At 67.5% G+C, this 16728-nt stretch carries 20 protein-coding genes; 12 read left to right on the top strand and 8 right to left on the bottom strand.

Going from position 1 to position 16728, the window contains the following annotated elements:
* Nucleotides 1-17 precede the first annotated feature (17 nt).
* Complete coding sequence (gene rsmI, locus NX068_RS12995; RefSeq protein ID WP_263461753.1) at nucleotides 18-851, bottom strand: 16S rRNA (cytidine(1402)-2'-O)-methyltransferase; 834 nt, start codon at nucleotides 849-851, stop codon at nucleotides 18-20.
* Nucleotides 852-962: 111 nt separating this feature from the next.
* Here rsmI and NX068_RS12990 point away from each other — a divergent pair, with 111 nt between their 5' ends.
* From NX068_RS12990 to NX068_RS12980, 3 genes are read left to right on the top strand one after another with little or no spacing between them, the layout of a single operon-like run.
* Nucleotides 963-1391, top strand: a complete 429-nt coding sequence (locus NX068_RS12990) for a YraN family protein (RefSeq protein WP_263461687.1) — start codon at nucleotides 963-965, stop codon at nucleotides 1389-1391.
* A 44-nt stretch (nucleotides 1392-1435) separates the two neighbouring features.
* Nucleotides 1436-2029: an SIS domain-containing protein gene (locus NX068_RS12985; RefSeq protein WP_263461686.1), complete on the top strand. Its 594-nt coding sequence runs from the start codon at nucleotides 1436-1438 to the stop codon at nucleotides 2027-2029.
* On the top strand, nucleotides 2029-2676 hold the full coding sequence (locus NX068_RS12980; protein WP_263461685.1) for a BON domain-containing protein: 648 nt from the start codon (nucleotides 2029-2031) through the stop codon (nucleotides 2674-2676). The genes NX068_RS12985 and NX068_RS12980 overlap by 1 nt, the downstream gene beginning before the upstream one ends.
* 30 nt (nucleotides 2677-2706) lie before the next feature.
* On the opposite strand, the gene mpl is transcribed toward NX068_RS12980, so the two are convergent.
* Complete coding sequence (mpl, locus tag NX068_RS12975) at nucleotides 2707-4059, bottom strand: UDP-N-acetylmuramate:L-alanyl-gamma-D-glutamyl-meso-diaminopimelate ligase (RefSeq protein ID WP_263461684.1); 1353 nt, start codon at nucleotides 4057-4059, stop codon at nucleotides 2707-2709.
* Between the two features lie 143 nt (nucleotides 4060-4202).
* Between mpl and NX068_RS12970 the strand changes: the two genes are divergently transcribed.
* The 6 genes from NX068_RS12970 to NX068_RS12945 all read left to right on the top strand — a co-directional run bounded on the left by NX068_RS12970 (nucleotide 4203) and on the right by NX068_RS12945 (nucleotide 9809).
* Nucleotides 4203-4751 (top strand): hypothetical protein, encoded by a 549-nt coding sequence (locus tag NX068_RS12970; RefSeq protein ID WP_263461752.1) that lies wholly within the window; start codon nucleotides 4203-4205, stop codon nucleotides 4749-4751.
* Nucleotides 4752-4762: 11 nt separating this feature from the next.
* Nucleotides 4763-5308, top strand: a complete 546-nt coding sequence (locus tag NX068_RS12965) for a TlpA family protein disulfide reductase (RefSeq protein ID WP_263461683.1) — start codon at nucleotides 4763-4765, stop codon at nucleotides 5306-5308.
* A gap of 387 nt (nucleotides 5309-5695) precedes the next feature.
* Nucleotides 5696-6151 carry an acetyl-CoA carboxylase biotin carboxyl carrier protein gene (gene accB, locus NX068_RS12960; protein ID WP_263461682.1) on the top strand — a complete coding sequence of 152 codons (456 nt, stop codon included), beginning with the start codon at nucleotides 5696-5698 and terminating at the stop codon, nucleotides 6149-6151.
* Nucleotides 6152-6158: 7 nt separating this feature from the next.
* Complete coding sequence (gene accC, locus NX068_RS12955) at nucleotides 6159-7517, top strand: acetyl-CoA carboxylase biotin carboxylase subunit (RefSeq protein ID WP_263461681.1); 1359 nt, start codon at nucleotides 6159-6161, stop codon at nucleotides 7515-7517.
* Nucleotides 7518-7521: 4 nt separating this feature from the next.
* Nucleotides 7522-8424: a 50S ribosomal protein L11 methyltransferase gene (gene prmA, locus NX068_RS12950; RefSeq protein WP_263461680.1), complete on the top strand. Its 903-nt coding sequence runs from the start codon at nucleotides 7522-7524 to the stop codon at nucleotides 8422-8424.
* A complete protein-coding gene (locus NX068_RS12945; protein WP_263461679.1) occupies nucleotides 8421-9809 on the top strand; it encodes a DUF3426 domain-containing protein in 1389 nt (462 codons plus the stop codon). Before prmA ends, NX068_RS12945 begins: the two co-directional genes overlap by 4 nt.
* Before the next feature lie 26 nt (nucleotides 9810-9835).
* Here NX068_RS12945 and NX068_RS12940 read toward each other — a convergent pair whose 3' ends face one another.
* Nucleotides 9836-10309, bottom strand: a complete 474-nt coding sequence (locus tag NX068_RS12940; RefSeq protein WP_442806738.1) for an outer membrane lipoprotein — start codon at nucleotides 10307-10309, stop codon at nucleotides 9836-9838.
* Complete coding sequence (locus tag NX068_RS12935) at nucleotides 10303-11238, bottom strand: carbohydrate kinase family protein (protein ID WP_263461677.1); 936 nt, start codon at nucleotides 11236-11238, stop codon at nucleotides 10303-10305. Before NX068_RS12935 ends, NX068_RS12940 begins: the two co-directional genes overlap by 7 nt.
* Nucleotides 11239-11415: 177 nt before the next feature.
* Between NX068_RS12935 and NX068_RS12930 the strand changes: the two genes are divergently transcribed.
* The gene (locus NX068_RS12930) at nucleotides 11416-12183 is read left to right on the top strand and encodes a GNAT family N-acetyltransferase (RefSeq protein ID WP_263461676.1); all 768 of its coding nucleotides are present in this window, start codon (nucleotides 11416-11418) and stop codon (nucleotides 12181-12183) included.
* 20 nt (nucleotides 12184-12203) lie between these two features.
* A complete protein-coding gene (locus NX068_RS12925) occupies nucleotides 12204-13073 on the top strand; it encodes a lysophospholipid acyltransferase family protein (protein ID WP_263461675.1) in 870 nt (289 codons plus the stop codon).
* Here NX068_RS12925 and NX068_RS12920 read toward each other — a convergent pair whose 3' ends face one another.
* From NX068_RS12920 to NX068_RS12910, 3 genes are all read right to left on the bottom strand, one after another.
* Nucleotides 13074-13871 (bottom strand): symmetrical bis(5'-nucleosyl)-tetraphosphatase, encoded by a 798-nt coding sequence (locus tag NX068_RS12920; RefSeq protein ID WP_263461674.1) that lies wholly within the window; start codon nucleotides 13869-13871, stop codon nucleotides 13074-13076. It abuts the gene before it with no gap.
* Nucleotides 13872-14009: 138 nt separating this feature from the next.
* Entirely contained in the window at nucleotides 14010-14387 is a 378-nt protein-coding gene (locus tag NX068_RS12915; RefSeq protein WP_263461673.1) for a type II toxin-antitoxin system VapC family toxin, read from the bottom strand.
* Nucleotides 14387-14626, bottom strand: coding sequence for a type II toxin-antitoxin system Phd/YefM family antitoxin (locus NX068_RS12910; RefSeq protein WP_263461672.1), 240 nt, complete (start codon nucleotides 14624-14626; stop codon nucleotides 14387-14389). The genes NX068_RS12915 and NX068_RS12910 overlap by 1 nt, the downstream gene beginning before the upstream one ends.
* A 130-nt stretch (nucleotides 14627-14756) precedes the next feature.
* Between NX068_RS12910 and NX068_RS12905 the strand changes: the two genes are divergently transcribed.
* Entirely contained in the window at nucleotides 14757-14987 is a 231-nt protein-coding gene (locus tag NX068_RS12905; RefSeq protein WP_263461671.1) for an AbrB/MazE/SpoVT family DNA-binding domain-containing protein, read from the top strand.
* 184 nt (nucleotides 14988-15171) lie between these two features.
* Here the strand turns inward: NX068_RS12905 and NX068_RS12900 are convergent, their stop codons facing one another.
* Nucleotides 15172-16296 (bottom strand): porin, encoded by a 1125-nt coding sequence (locus tag NX068_RS12900; RefSeq protein WP_263461670.1) that lies wholly within the window; start codon nucleotides 16294-16296, stop codon nucleotides 15172-15174.
* Nucleotides 16297-16728: the final 432 nt, after the last annotated feature.

Below are 16728 nucleotides of genomic sequence, written 5' to 3'. Positions count from 1 at the left end.
TCACGCTGCGCCGCCGATTATTCGTTTCCGCTCCCTTCGCGCATGGCCAGCGCCCGCGCATACAGCGTGTTCCTCGATGCTCCGGTGATGTCGGCGGCAAGCCGGGCGGCGCGCTTCAGCGGCAGTTCGCCGAGCAGCAGCGCCAGCACCCGCTCGGCTTCGGCGTCCAGCTCCGCGCCCGCCGGCTTGCCTGCCAGCACCAGCACGAACTCGCCGCGGCTGCGGTTCGGATCGGCGGCGAACCATGCCTCGGTTTCGGCCAGCGGCATGCGCACGATCTGCTCGTGCAGCTTGGTCATCTCCCGCGCGATCAGCAGCTCGCGCTCGCCGCCGAAGATCAGCTCGAAGTCGGCCACGCATTCGGCGATGCGATGCGGCGCTTCGTAGAACACCATCGCCGCAGCCTCGTCGCGCAGCGGCTGCAAGACCGCCTGCCGCGCCGCCGACTTCGCCGGCAGGAAGCCGACGAAGCGAAAGCCGCCTTCGGCCAGCCCCGCCACCGACAGTGCCGCGATCGCCGCGCAGGCCCCGGGCACCGGCACCACCGGAAAGCCCGCCTCGCGCACCCGCGCCACCAGCCGCGCGCCGGGATCGGACACCGCCGGCGTGCCGGCGTCGGTGATGAATGCCACCTGCTGCCCGGCCTCGAGCAGCGCGATCAGGCGCCCGGCCGCCTCCTGCTCGTTGTGCTGATGCACCGCGAGCATGCGCGTATCGACGCCGAAGGCATCGAGCAGGCGCTGGCTGTGGCGGGTATCCTCGGCGGCGATGAGGTCGACCGCCTTCAGCACGGCAATCGCGCGCAGGCCCATGTCGCCGATGTTCCCGAGCGGCGTCGCCACCACATACAATGACGGCGTACTGGACAGCGGACTTTCGGGCAGCGCGACGCTGGAGCGGGGAATGATGATATTCATGGCGATGGCTGCGGCGCGCGAGCGCCGCCTGGCGAGGACTCCGGAATGACGGCGGGCAGTCGCACAAGCCGCGCGCCCGCCGCGACGGACGACATTGTCGGCGCCCGTGCGACGCCGGCGCAAGTGCGCGGCCGGCTCGCCGAGGAACTGGCCGCGCGCCATCTCGAAGCGCAGGGCCTGCGCATCCTCGCCCGCAACGTCCGCTGCCGCGGCGGCGAAGTGGACCTGATCTGCCTGGAGCGCGGCAGCGTCGTCTTCGTCGAAGTGCGGCTGCGTACCAACGCCAGATTCGGCGGTGCCGGCGAGAGCATCACCGCCGCCAAGCAGCGCCGCGTGCTGCTGGCGGCGCGCTGGTGGCTCAACGATCCGGGCCGCCGCTTCCAGACCGCCCCCTGCCGCTTCGACGCCGTGCTGCTCGACGACCTCGACGAAGCCCGCATCACCTGGCTGCGCGGCGCCTTCGATGCCGGCTGAGCCGGCATGCTAGACTTCCCAGCCCAGCGGACGACTCTTGCGACATGGATCTCATCGCGCGCATCTCACGCCAGTTCCAGGACAACACACGCACCACGCTCGATGCGCTCGAAATGCTGGCCGCGCCGATCGCCGGCGCGATCGAGACCATCACCACCAGCCTGCTCGACAACGGCAAGATCCTGATCTGCGGCGGCAGCGGCTCGTCCGGCGACGCACGGCGCTTCGCTGCCCAACTGGTCAATGGCTTCGAACTCGAACGCCCCTCGCTGGCCGCGTTCGCGCTCAGCGCCGACGCCTCGACGCTGGCCCCCATCGCCGGCGACCCCTCGCCCGAAGGCTTGCTGTCGCGCCAGATCCTCGCCCTCGGCCAGCCGAGCGACATCCTGCTGACGCTGTCGGCACACGGCGATTCGCCCCGCATTCTCGAAGCCATCGGCGCCGCGCACGAGCGCGACATGCGGGTCATCGCCCTGACCGGCGCCAACAGCAGCGCCACTGCCGAACTTCTCGGCCCCGAAGACATCCACCTTTGCGCCCCCGCCGAGCGCACGGCGCGCATTCAGGAACTGCATCTGCTGATCCTGCATTGCCTGTGCGACGGCATCGATTGTCTATTACTTGGAGTGGAAGACTGATGCGCCCTACGCATGACACCCCCAGCCCGTCCCGCCGCCGTCTCCTGCTCGGCCTCGCCGCTGCGGGCACCCTGCCCTTGCTGCAAGGCTGCTTCCCGGTGGTCGCCACCGGCGTCGGCGCCGGCGCCGCGATGGTCGCCGACCGGCGCACCAGCGGCGCCTACGTCGAGGACGAGGGCATCGAATGGAAAGTCGCCAGCCGCATCCGCGAACGCTTCGGCGACACCGTCCATATCAACGTCACGTCCTACAACCGCAACGTGCTGTTGACGGGCGAAGCCCCGAACGACACCGTGCGCAGCCAGCTCGACGGCCTCGTTGCCGGCGTCGAGAACGTCCGCGGCGTGATCAACGAAGTGGCAGTCGGCCCCAACTCGACGCTGACCGCGCGCGGCAACGACACCCTGATCACGTCCAACGTCAAGGCGCGCTTCCTCGACGCCGGGCGTTTCTCGGCGCACAACATCAAGGTCGTGACCGAAGCCAACGTCGTCTTCCTGCTCGGCATCGTCACCCGCGCCGAAGCCGACGCCGCCGCCGAGATCGCCCGCACCAGCAAGGGCGTCAGCAAGGTGGTGCGCGTGTTCGAGTACGTCAGCGACGAAGAAGCGCGCCGGCTCGACAATCCGACCAACGCACGCAAGTAAGCCCTCCGGGCAACCCCGCGGACAGTTCCTTCAGGCAGCGGCGGCAAGCGCATCCAGCAGTTTCTGGTGCACGCCGCCAAAGCCGCCGTTGCTCATCACCAGCACGTGATCGCCCGGCCGAGCGGCCGCAGCCACGTCCGCCACCAGGCGATCCAGCGATTCATGCACCCGCGCCCGCTCGCCCAGCGGCGACAGCGCCGCCGCCGCATCCCAGCCCAGATCGCCCGCATAGCAGAACACCGCGTCGGCCTCGGCCAGGCTGGCCGGCAGTTGCGCCTTCATCACGCCCAGCTTCATCGTGTTCGAGCGCGGTTCCAGCACCGCCAGGATGCGCCCCTGCGGCTCCCGCCGCCGCAGGCCGCCCACGGTCAGCGCGATCGCCGTCGGGTGGTGGGCGAAATCGTCATAGACACGGACCCCTCGTTCCGTGCCGCGCAGCTCCAGCCTGCGCTTGATGCCGCCGAAGCGCGCCAGGCTGGCGATCGCCTGCGCCGGCGTGACGCCGACGTGGCGCGCCGCCGCGATCGCCGCCAGCGCGTTCTCGCGGTTGTGGCTGCCCGCCAGCGGCATCTCCGCCCGGCCCAGTTCCTTGCCGCCCAGGCTGAACACTGCCTCGGCCTCCGACATACCCGCGTCGGCCTGCCATTGCGCGGCGTCGTTGAACCATTCCAGCTCGGACCAGCAGCCGCGCTCGATCACCCGCCTCAGGCTGTCCTCACGGCCGTTGGCGATCACCCTGCCGCTGGCCGGGATCGTACGCACCAGGTGGTGGAACTGCGTCTCGATCGCCGCCAGGTCGGCAAAGATATCGGCATGGTCGAATTCGAGGTTGTTCAGGATCGCGGTGCGCGGCCGGTAATGGACGAACTTCGAGCGCTTGTCGCAGAAGGCGGTGTCGTACTCGTCGGCCTCGATGACGAAGAACGGCGACTCGGTCAGCCGCGCCGACACGCCGAAGTTCTGCGGCACGCCGCCGACCAGGAAGCCGGGGTTCAGGCCGGCATCCTCCAGCATCCAGGCCAGCAGCGAGGTCGTCGTGGTCTTGCCGTGGGTGCCCGCCACCGCCAGCACCCAGCGCCCCGCCAGCACGTGCTCGGCCAGCCACTGCGGCCCCGACACATAGAGCAGGCCGCGATCCAGGATCGCTTCGAGCAGGGGGTTGCCGCGCGACACCGCATTGCCGACGACGAACACGTCCGGCGCCAGATCGAGCTGCGCAGCATCGTAGCCTTCGACCAGGCGGATGCCCTGCTCTTCGAGCTGGGTGCTCATCGGCGGATAGACGTTGGCATCGCAGCCGGTGACGACGTGGCCGGCCGCGCGCGCGAGCAGCGCCACGCCGCCCATGAAAGTGCCGCAGATGCCGAGGATGTGGATGTGCATGACGAAGAAGCTCCGGGAGGCCGTCATCCGGATGAAACCGGCCCGTGTAGAATGGGCCCGCATTCTACCCGACCCCCATCATGCACTCACACGCGACCCCCAACGGCACCCTGCGGCGCGAGATCGCCGCGCTGGCAGCCCGCATGATGGCCGAAGACGGCATCAGCGACTTCGGCTTCGCCAAGCGCAAGGCAGCCAAGCAGCTCGGCGGCGCCGACTCCGACGCCCTGCCGACCAATGCCGAGATCGAGGCCGAACTGCGTGCCTGGCAGGCGCTGTACCAGGACGAGGAGCAGCCCGAGCGCCTGCATGAAATGCGCAGCGCCGCGGTCGAGGTCATGCGCCTGCTGGCCGATTTCCGCCCCTATCTGACCGGCGGCGCGCTGGACGGCACCGCAGGGCGCTATTCCGAACTGGAGATCGAACTCTTCCCCGAAAGCGCCAAGGAAGTCGAGATCTTCTTCCTCAACCAGGACTTCCACTACGAGCACCGCGAACCGCGCCGCCCGGCGCCGAACAGCCCTGAAGCGATACTGAGCTTCGACTGGGACGAAGTCCCGGTGCGGCTGTCGATCTACCCGGCCGGCGCCGAACGCAACGGCCGGCGCGGCCAGGAACGGGCGCGGCTGGCCCAGGTCGAAGCCCTGCTCGAAGCCGAGGACGAGGGCGCCTCTCCCGCCGCGGACGCCTGAAGGACACGCCGATGAGCCGCACTTTCCAGACCCTGCTGATCCTCGCCGTCGCCATCCTCGCCGGCGTCGCCGGCTACTTCGCCAATCGCGGCGCCTCCCCCGCCGGCCAGACCCATGTCGTGCCCGACGCGGCGATCGATGCCCTGTTCGCGCTCACGCTGCCGGACACCGAAGAACGGCCGCAGGCGCTGGAGCAGTGGCGCGGCAAGGTCGTCGTCGCCAATTTCTGGGCGACATGGTGTCCGCCCTGCCGCGAGGAGATTCCGGACTTCGCCGCCGCCAGCCAGGCGTTTGCCGGCCGGCCGGTCCAGTTCGTCGGCATCAGCATCGACAGCCTCGACAAGGTTCGCGCCTTCGGTGAGGAATTCGACGTCCCCTATCCGCTGCTGATCGCCGGCCCCGAAACCCTCAGCCTGGCGAAGGACTTCGGCAACACTGCCCGTGCGCTGCCCTTCACCATCATCATCGATCGCGACGGCAAGGCCCGCCACATCAAGCTGGGCACCTTGAAACGGGACGAACTCGAGAGCAGAATCCGCGCACTGCTGCCATCCTGAGACAGCGGCCGGGCCAACGTCGATGTGGACAATTTGCATCGATTTGCTGCAAACTTGCCGTCATGAAGCGCAGAAAACGCGGCCCCACGGCACTTCGCGGTCCCGCAGGCGACTGTCTGCAAGCACCCGCTGCACCACTTTCCAAAGCGTCTGAGCGGCCGCTGCGGCCCCGTTTTGCCGTACCGGCCAGGCCCCTCTGCCCGTCCGCCTGCGGCCCGTCCGTCCGCTGCGCCACCACATTCGCAAGGCGCGCCCTTGCACCATCCTCGCCCCATCGAAGCACCGCAGCCTGCCGGCCCAGCGGCCCGCGCATGCCTGCGGGAACGAGAACATTGACGCCGACGAGCACCGCCCGCGGGGCGGCATCGTCAAGCATGGAGAAATAGCATGGATCTGCGCAAGCTGAAGAAACTCATCGACCTCGTCCAGGAGTCCGGAATTTCCGAGCTGGAAGTCACCGAAGGCGAGGAGAAGGTCCGCATCGCCAAACACATGGGCGTGGCCGCGCCGGCCACCTACGTCGCCCCCGCCCCGGTTGCCGCACCGGCGCCGGTCGCCGCGGCCCCTGCGCCGGCAGCGGCCGAAGCCGCAGCGGACGCGCTGCCCGAAGGCGACATCGTCAAGTCGCCGATGGTCGGCACCTTCTACCGCGCCTCGGCGCCCGGTGCCAAGCCCCTGGTCGACATCGGCCAGACCGTCGCCGAAGGCGACCGCCTGTGCATCATCGAAGCGATGAAGCTGATGAACGAGATCGAGTCGGAGTTCTCCGGCGTGGTCAAGGCCATCCTGGTCGAGAATGGCCAGCCGGTCGAATACGGCCAACCGCTCTTCGTCATCGGCTGATCGCGCCATGTTCGAGAAGATCCTCATCGCCAACCGCGGAGAGATCGCCCTCCGCATCCTGCGCGCCTGCCGCGAACTGGGCATCAAGACGGTCGCGGTGCATTCCGAGGCCGACACCGAAGCCAAGTACGTCCGCCTCGCCGACGAATCGGTCTGCATCGGTCCCGCCTCATCCACGCTGAGCTACCTCAACGTGCCGGCGATCATCTCGGCCGCCGAAGTCACCGATGCCGAGGCCATCCACCCCGGCTACGGCTTCCTGTCCGAGAACGCCGACTTCGCCGAGCGCGTCGAGCAGTCGGGTTTCGTCTTCATCGGCCCGCGCCCCGAGACCATTCGCCTGATGGGCGACAAGGTCTCCGCCAAGGACGCGATGAAAGCCGCCGGCGTACCCTGCGTGCCCGGCTCCGACGGTGCGCTGCCCGAAGAGCCGAAGGAAATCATCAGGATCGCGCGCGCCATCGGCTATCCGATCATCATCAAGGCCGCCGGTGGCGGCGGCGGGCGCGGCATGCGCGTGGTGCATACCGAAGCCGCGCTGCTCAACGCCGTCACCACCACCCGCGCCGAAGCCCAGGCAGCTTTCGGCAACCCGGTGGTGTACATGGAGAAGTACCTCGAGAATCCGCGCCACGTCGAAATCCAGATCCTCGCCGACCAGCACGGCAACGCCGTCTATCTGGGCGAGCGCGACTGCTCGATGCAGCGCCGCCACCAGAAGGTCATCGAGGAAGCGCCCGCGCCCGGCATCGACCGCAAGCTGATCGCCAAGATCGGCGAACGCTGCGCCGAAGCCTGCCGCAAGATCGGCTACCGCGGCGCCGGCACCTTCGAATTCCTGTACGAGAACGGCGAGTTCTACTTCATCGAGATGAACACCCGCCTGCAGGTCGAGCACCCGGTCACCGAATACATCACCGGCATCGACCTGGTGCAGGCACAGATCCGCGTCGCCGCCGGCGAGAAGCTGTGGTTCGGCCAGCGCGACATCAGCTTCCGCGGCCACGCCATCGAATGCCGCATCAACGCCGAGGACCCGTTCAAGTTCACCCCCTCGCCCGGCCGCATCACCAACTGGCATACGCCCGGCGGCCCCGGCATCCGCGTCGATTCGCACGTCTATAACGGCTACACCGTGCCGCCGCACTACGACTCGATGATCGGCAAGCTGATCGCCTACGGCGACACCCGCGACCAGGCCATCCGCCGCATGCGCATCGCCCTGTCCGAGATGATGGTCGAAGGCATCAAGACCAACGTGCCGCTGCACCAGACCCTGATGCTCGACCCGCGCTTCATCGAAGGCGGCACCAGCATCCACTACCTGGAACACAAGCTGGCCTACCGCAACGAAGTGAAGAGCTGAGCCGATGTGGATCTCGGTCACCCTGCAGGCTGACGCCGCCCGCGCCGAGGCCCTGTCCGACGCCCTGATGGAGGCCGGCGCGCTGTCGGTATCCATCGAGGACGCCGACGCCGGCACCGACGCGGAAACGCCGCAGTTCGGCGAGCCGGGCCACCTGCCGACCGCGCTGTGGGACCACAGCCGGGTGATCGCGCTGATCGACGGCAGCACCGGCGGCGACGCGCTCGAGTCGCTGCTGGCCGAAGCCGCGCAGGCCGCGGGGCTGGACGGCGTCCCGCCGTACACCGTCGAGGAAGTCGCCGAGCAGAACTGGGTCCAGCTCACGCAGAGCCAGTTCGACCCCATCCGCATCACCGAGCGGCTGTGGATCGTGCCCTCGTGGCACCAGGCGCCGGACGGCGGCGCGATCAACATCGAGCTCGACCCCGGCATGGCCTTCGGCACCGGCTCGCACCCGACCACCCGGCTGTGCCTGGAATGGCTGTGCGACGCCGTCACCCCCGGCTGCAGCCTGCTCGACTACGGCTGCGGCTCCGGCATCCTCGCCATCGCCGCCGCCAAGCTGGGCGCGGCCGAAGTGCTGGGCATCGACATCGACGACAAGGCCGTCGACGCCGCGCGCGACAATGCCGAGCGCAACGCCGTGGCAATCCGCCTGCAGCACTCCGGCGTGCCGCTGGGCGACACCTTCGACCTCGTCGTCGCCAACATCCTGACCAACCCGCTGTGCGTGCTTGCCCCCGCCATCGCCGCGCGCGTCGCGCCGGGCGGCCGCGTGGCCCTGTCCGGCGTGCTCGAAACCCAGGCCGGCCAGGTCATCGAAGCCTGGGCGCCGTTCATCGCGCTGCAGGTCGGTGCGACGCACGACGGCTGGATCCGGCTGGAGGGGCAACGCTCCGCAGCATGATGCTGACACGCTGCCCCGCCTGCCAGACGACGTTCCGGCTCGGCCCGGAGCAACTACGCGCGCGCCAGGGCGAAGTCCGCTGCGGCCATTGCTTCCACCCCTTCAACGCACTCGAACACGAGATCGTCCCGCCCTCCAGCACCGCTCACACAGCCCGGGTGACGCAGGACGCATATCCGGCACCATCGCCCGCTTCATACCGGGCTTGGCCGCATCAGGCCACGCCGGAGCCCGAGCCGCATCAGGCCCCGCATGGTTCGGCCGCTCATGGTCTTGCCGAGCCGCGAGAGGCAGAACCCCAGGAGGTCGCCCCTCAGGAGGCCGATCCTCAGGACGGGCTCCCGGCGGATGAGCATCCGCGGGGCGGCCGTCCGCAAGACGCCGGCTTCATCGTGCTGGAAGAAAAGTCGGCAGCAGCGCCGGCCGCCGAAGATCCAGTCCTCGACGATCCGCACGAACTTCCTGCCCATGCCCCCATGCCCCGCGGTTCGGACACGGCCGAGGAGGAGGCGACAGCGGAAGACGCGCCTCCAGTACTGCCCGAAGTGCTTCGAAGCGGCCGGCGAGCAGCAGCCGACGCGGCGCCCGATACCCGGCCCAGCCTCTCGCAGCCCGGCCAGGAAGACAGCTTCGCCGGTTCACACGCCATTGGGGACAGCGCCGATATCGGCGCCGCTTCCGACGATGCGGAGCGGCCTGAAGCTGAGCGCCCTGCCTCAAGCACGCCGACCTCGGACACCACCGGAACCGCGAACACAGGCACCGGCGAGCAGGACGACACCTCGCTGCTCAGGCCGGCCGCGCCTCAGCCCGCCCATCGGGCAGCTGCCAGAGAAGCCCCCGAAGCGGCCCACATCGACATCGAACAGCTCGATGCGAAATACGGCCGCCCCAAGGCACCCGCCAGCTCGCGCCAGCGCGCCCTGGCCAGCCTGACGGTCGGCCTGCTCGGCGGCCTGCTGGCTGCGCAGTGCGTCTATCTCTACCGCATGGAAATCGCGCGTGATCTGCCGGGGCTGCGCCCGCTGCTGGAGACGGCGTGCGCCGCACTCAAGTGCACGGTCCCCTTTCCGCGCGACGTGGAACTGATCAGCGTCGACAGCTCAGATCTACAGTCGGAACCCGGCAAGCCCGGCCAGTACATCCTGTATGCCACGATCAGCAACCGCGCCGAATACGCACAGGCGTGGCCCCATTTTGAACTGACGCTGACCGACGCACGCGACACGCCGGTCGCGCGCCGCGTGCTCGCTCCCCACGAATGGATTCCGCCCGCACAGCATGGCGACACTTTCGCCAGCCGCCGCGCGGTCAATTCCCGCATCGCTTTCGCCGCCCCCGATCTCGCCCCGACGGGCTATCGGGTCGGTGTGTTCTACCCCTGATCCTCCGCCCGCATCGAAGCCGGCGCCTAGCGCGACACCCGCACCGTGCCGGCGTCGCGCAGCACGCGTACCCGCTCACCCGCGCGGAAAGCCTCGCCTTCATCCGCCTGCACGACCGCCAGGAACTGGCCGTTGTCGAGCCGCACGGTCACTTCCACACCGCGCGTCCGCGTCGCGCCTTCCTCGATCGCGGCACCGGCGACGCCGCCGGCCACTGCGCCGATGACCGCTGCCGCAGCGGCACCGCGGCCGCCGCCGACCGAGCTGCCGGCAATGCCGCCGACCGCGGCGCCGGCGACCGAGCCGATCGGCGTCTTGGTGCCTTCGAGCTGTACCGCGCGCACCGACTCGACAGTGCCGAACTGCACGGTCATCGCCCGCCGCGCCTCGGTGCGCGAATACGCCCCGCCGCCCAGCCCCTGGGCGCAGCCGCCCAGCAGCAGCAATGCGGCGAGCGCAGCGGTGACGGCACGCAGATTCATCGACTTCCCATTCACCATGCATCTTCTCCGAATGCCTGCCGATAGCGCGCGGCGATGCCGTCGCGCGTCGGCACGTGATTCTGTCCGCCGCGATGCGCGATCTTGAATGCGCCCATCACCGCGGCAAGGCGGCCCGCCTTCAGCATGTCCCAGCCATTCGCGAGTCCGTACAGCAAACCGGCGCGGTAGGCATCTCCGCAGCCGGTGGGGTCGACGATCGCGTCGGGCTCCACCGCCGGCAGGTTCTGCACTTCGCCGCCGCGGTGGATGCGCGAACCCTCCGCACCCAGCGTGACGACGAAACCTTCCACCATCGCCGCCAGTTCGGCCTCGCTACGGCCGGTCTTGTCGCACATCAGGCGGGCCTCGTAGTCATTGACCGTGCAGTAGCGAGCCAGTTGCAGGCATTCCAGTAACGCTTCGCTACCGAGCACGGGCAGAGCCTGGCCCGGATCGAAGACGAAAGGCACGCCGAGCCGGGCGAATCCCCGCGCATGGCGCAGCATGCCCTCGGGTCCGTCGGGCGAGACGATGCCCAGCCTCACCCCCTCGGCGTCGCCGACGTCGTTCAGATGCGAATGCAGCATCGCGCCCGGATGGAAGGCGGTGATCTGGTTGTCGTCCAGGTCTGTGGTGATGAAGCACTGCGCAGTGAAGGTGCCCGGCACCTCGCGCACGTGATCCTGGCGCAAGCCGAGCTTCTGCAACTGGTAGCGGTAAGGCGCGGCATCCTCGCCGACCGTCGCCATGATCAGCGGATCGCCGCCCAGCAGCTTCAGCGAATAGGCGATGTTGCCGGCGCAGCCGCCGAACTCCCGGCGCATGTCGGGTACCAGGAAGGACACGTTCAGGATGTGGATCTGCTCGGGCAGGATGTGGTTCTTGAAACGATCCGGGAACACCATGATCGAGTCGTAGGCGATCGACCCGCAGACGAGAATGGACATAGGGAATGGCCCGACAAGGAAGGGAAAAGGCCGTCATTATACGAGGCCGCCATTCCCCGCCCGCGGCCTTCCATCCTGCCCTGGCAGTGCCCGGTCATGCGGCCGTAACCCGCCCGTCACCGCAGCGCAACACGGAGTTTCGAGAATGCATCCGTCCCAACGGAACGGAGCCAGACCATGCTCGAGAACCGCCAGCCACGCCAGGAGGCCGCCGCCCGCAAGAGCCGCAGGCTCCACGTCGGCCTCGCCAGTTGCGAAACCGAGATCCTCGAAGCGCAGAAGCTGCGCTACCGCGTCTTCGCCGACGAAATGGGAGCCCGCCTGGCCACCCGCAGCCCCGGCGTCGATCGCGACCTCTACGACCCCTTCTGCGAACACCTCATCGTCCGCGACGAAGACGCCGGCCGCATCGTCGGCACTTACCGCATCCTGTCGCCGAGCGCCGCGCGCAGGGTCGGCGGCTACTACTCCGAGAACGAATTCGACCTTACCCGCCTGCAGCACCTGCGCCCCCGCCTGGTGGAGATCGGCCGCTCGTGCATCGACGCGGAATACCGCAGCGGCGCCGTCATCGCCCTGCTCTGGGGCGGCCTGGCGCGCTACATGAAGGACAACGGCTACGACTACCTCGTCGGCTGCGCCTCGATCAGCATGGCCGACGGCGGGCACGCCGCGGCCAGTCTGTATAATCGCCTGCGCGACCGGCACCTGGCGCCGGCGGAATATCACGTCTTCCCGCGCTGCCCGCTGCCGTTGGCAGCACTGCGCGCCGACCTCACCGCCGAAGCGCCGCCGCTGATCAAGGGCTACCTGCGCGCCGGCGCGTGGATCTGCGGCGCCCCGGCGTGGGACCCCGACTTCAACACCGCCGACCTGCCCATCCTGATGCCGATGAGCAAGGTCGACGACCGCTACGCGCGGCACTTCATGGAACGCAAGGACTGATGGATCGATCGGGGCAGGCCATGGAACATGCCAGTCATCCCGGCGACTGCACTGGGCCGGCCCCCGATCCTTTCGCTCCGGCGCTCACTCCCTCCTCGGTTGCAAGCAGGGCGCAGCACCCTGCCCCTGCCGCGCTGTGTGCCTGGCGCTACCTGCGCCTGGCCCTGCACCTGCTGGGCGGCGTGCTGACGCTGCTGCTGGCCGCCCCCTTCTGCGCCCGTCCCACCCTGCTCGGCCTGCGCCGGCGCTGGTCGCGGCGCCTGCTCGACATCCTCGGGCTTCGCCTGCAGCTCCAGGGCGCACCGATCGAGCCAGGCACGATGCTGGTCGCCAACCACATTTCCTGGGTGGACATCTTCGTCATCAATGCCGTCGCGCCGTCCGCCTTCGTCAGCAAGGCCGAAGTACGCAACTGGCCGGTGATCGGCTGGCTCTCGGCCAGGAGCGACACCATCTTCCTGCGCCGCGGCAGCCGCGGCCACGCCCGCATCATCAATGCCGAGATCGCCGCGCTGCTCGATGCCGGCGACAATGTCGCGATCTTCCCGGAAGGCACGACCACCGACGGCAGCCACGTGCTCCACTTCCATGCCGCCTTGCTTCAGCCAGCCATCGCCTGCGGCCACGCCGTGCAGCCGCTGGCGCTGAGCTATCGCAAGCCGGACGGCAGCTACAGCCGCGCCCCCGCCTACGACGGCGAACTGACGCTCGGCCAGTGCCTTGCCAACATCGTCGCCGAACGCGAAACCGTCGCCTGCGTCAGCGCGGCGGCGCCGATCGAAACCCGCGACGGCGTCGACCACCGCGGTATCGACCGCCGCAGCCTGGCGCAAACGGCACGCGCCACGATCATGCGCAGCATCGGCTGCACGGATCACGAAGCGCGCTGATCAGCCCGGCTCCTGGAACACCGCGCCGTCCTCGATTCTCACCGCGGTCAGCTTGCCGCCCCACACGCAGCCCGAATCGAGCGCGATCAACCCCGGCTCGCGATGGAAGCCCAGCGCCGACCAGTGCCCGCAGACGACGGTATGCGTCCGGCTGAGCCGGCCCTGCACGCGGAACCACGGCAAGGTCCCGGCCGGCGCCTGTGAGGGCGGCCCCTTGGCGCGCAGCGCCATGCGGCCGTCGGCCGTGCAGAAGCGCATCCGGGTGCAGGCATTCACGATCACCCGCAGGCGATCCCAGCCCTTGAGCTTGTCGCTCCAGCGCTCCGGCTCGTTGCCCGCCAGTTCGAGCAGGAACTTGCGCGCCTGCGGCCCGGCCAGCGCCGCACCCACCTCGTCGGACAGGGCTTTCGCCTGCTCCACCGTCCAGCCCGGCAGCAGCCCCGCATGCACCAGCAGGTGCTCGCCTTCGAGCCTCACCAGGGGCTGGCGCGCAAGCCAGTGCAGCAGCTCGTCGCGGTCGGGCGCTTCCAGCACCTGGCGTAGGGTGTCGTCGCTGCCGCGCCGCCTGTAGCCGGCCGCCACCATCAGCAGGTAGAGATCGTGGTTGCCCAGCACCACGTCCGCCGCCTCCCCCAGCTCGCGCAGCAGACGCAGCACCCGCAAGGAATCGGGGCCGCGATTGACCAGATCACCGACCAGCCACAGGCGGTCGCACGAAGGATCGAAGGCGACGCGCTCGAGCATGCGCGCCAATTGCGCGTAGCAGCCCTGGATGTCGCCGATGGCATAAGTCGACATGCTGGAAGACGGATGCTCGCCGCATCGGCTGCGCGGCGAAAGAGTCAAAGAGCGGCATTGTAAAGGATTGAATCTTTCGATCGCTCAATGCGTTTGGTTCATTGCTTCGGCAGGCACCCTATTCATGCCGACAAGGTTTCACGGCCGAAAAACCTCGATGCCAAGACCATCGATATGCTGGTAGTGACGATCGTTCGCGGTGATCAGTTCGAAGCCATGCTCCAGCGCCGTTGCCGCGATCAAGGCATCGGCAAGTTGCATCGAGTGCGAAAGCGCATACTGTTCGACCAGAAAGCAGGCACGTGCGGACACGGCCTCGTCGATCTGGATGACCCGTGCCGACCAGTAAGCCAGCGCCTGCCTGAGCAGGCGCAATTCATTCTTGTCGCGAACCCCCTGGACGAGCTCCATGTAGGAAACGGCAGCAATGCAGAACCCCGGCATTGCATCGAGACGGTCGGCAGCCCGGCTGTTGCCACGCAGGTTCCAGATCAGGATGTCGGTATCGACCAGCATTACGGCAAGGCCCTGCCCTGCCGCAGACGACGCACCAGCGCATCCACATCCTCATTTTGATCGGCCCAGAGTCCGAATGCCGGATTACGCTCCGGGCGCCGAATACCCTCAGGCGCATCGCAGCGCGTCAACACCGCGCGGGGCCGCCCGCGAAGCGTAATGAGTACCCGCTCTCCACGATCCGCTGCAGCAAGCACTTCGGCCGTGTGCAAGCGCAAATCCCTGACAGTGGCTTCCATTTACTCACTCCAATGTTTCACGAACAAGTGAACATTACATTCACAGCCAAGCGGGTGGCAACAGAAAGGCTGCACAACACCTACTTGCTGCACCATGCTGCCAACGCAAACGGGCCGAGAAGGACGGACCATGCAAGTCATCACCACAGTTGCTGCGAAAGGCCGGACCACGATTCCAGCGAACATCCGCAAGGCACTTCATGTCTCGCGTGGCGGCCTCACCGCCTGGGAGTTCGGCTCGGAGGGCACTGCAGTCGTGAGACGGACGCAGCCATTCGGCCTCGAATATCGTCACGCACGCGAGGGCACGCTGACCGAATGGGCAGGCGATGCGGATGAAGACGCCTATCGTGGTCTATGAGCGTTTCAATGTAATCCACGTCCTGTTTTTACCCACTGGAGCACAGACAAGAATCCGCCAAGCGCCGTGCAGCCACGGCCAATCCAATCGTGGGGCAGGTCTGAGCGACACAAGAAAAAAACGGGCGCCGAAGCGCCCGTCTTGTTTTCAAATCTGTCGGGGAGGCCTGGTCAGGCCAGACAGATTAGAAAGTGTGGCGGATACCGATGCCCAGCAGGTCGGAGTTCTTGCCGCCGTACTCCGAGCCAGCCTTGTGCCCATAGCCGACCAGACCGAAGGCCAGACCGTCATCGTTGTCGGTACGGTTGTAGGCGACGTAGGCGGTGGTGCGCTTCGACAGAGCGTGGGTGTAGGCCAGGGTATAGGACTTGACCTTGTCATCCGAAGCGTCCGAATAGTCAAGCTTGGCTTGGCCGTAGGCGACATGGACGTTACCCGCGGCACCGACCGGGACGATCAGGCCAACTTGCCACAGATCGACATCATCATCCTTCCAGCCGACTAGGTTGTCGGCCGACTGGTAGGAAGCGTGCAGCGACACAACGCCGAAGTCATAGCTGGCACCCAGACCCCATTCCTTCTGCTTCTTGTCACCAGTCCGAGAATCTCCGAACGGGTCAAGATTGGATGCGCCCTTGAAATTAACGACCTGATACACCGCACCGACCTTCAACGGACCGTTGGCGTACTCCAGGCCCAGGCCATAAGCGTCGTCGTTGCTCGGCTTCTTGCCCGTTTCCACCGAGCCAGCATTGACCGCGTCCTCGTCAGGCCACGTGACCGAGTAACCCGGGCCAGTCGAATAGATGGCACGGGCAGTCAGGCCGGAGAAGCTGCCGGTGTAGCTAACCGAGTTGCTCCAGCGCGCCGTGCTGGTCGGGCTGATGGTCAGACCGATGCCACCGGACAGGATGGAGTGCGGACCGACGGTGGCGGCAGCCAGGGCGTCATAGTTGAAGAAGTAACCCGGCGCGTATTGACGGCCCAGGGCTACAGTGCCGAACGAGCCGCCGAGGCCGACGAAGGCCTGACGCTGATAGCCCGAACCCATTTCAGAGCCGGTGTCGATGTTGAAGCCTTGCTCCAGCACGAACACGGCCTTCAGGCCATTGCCCAGGTCTTCGGTGCCGCGGAAACCCAGACGGCTACCCGACAGAGCACCGCTCTGAACGCCACGCAGGTCGTTTTCACCATGCTTGCCGAAGCCGATATAGGCGTCCGCCACACCGTAGATAGTGACGTTGGACTGCGCGAAGGCCGGGGCCGAAACCAGGCCGGCGATGGCCAGCGCGATCAGTTTCTTCTGCATGAATCGTTCGATATCCCGATTTCCCAGAAGAACCAAGGGGCGTCATGGCCCAGCCTTTAATCCGGCCATGGCCATCCGTTATATTCCATTGGAATTTTCCATGCAGATCATCCAGACTTCCGAATTCAAGACTCGCAGCCTTGTCATCATGGATCAGGTCGCCGCGACGGGTGAGACCGTCACTGTAAACCTGTTGCCGTACTCAGCCCATACACAGCACAGGCAAGCACAGAACCCCTCCTTTCGGCCCTCATCCTGGTCTGCGCATCCGGGGCGACATCGTGCCGTCACTTGCCGCAGATGATTGGACGGTGGTGCTGGCTTGATCGCCCTGGGCACTCGCACCCTGATCTGGATGGGCGCCGACGAGAGACTGTTGGCCCGGTCGCCGCTCCGTCTCGTCTGGATAAAGAAGCTGATTGACTAGCCTTG

The organism is Thauera carbonicopians (assembly GCF_025699485.1).
Classification (GTDB): domain Bacteria; phylum Pseudomonadota; class Gammaproteobacteria; order Burkholderiales; family Rhodocyclaceae; genus Thauera.
The sequence above is the reverse complement of the archived record's forward strand: the minus strand, read 5'-3'. Positions and strand labels throughout refer to the sequence as shown.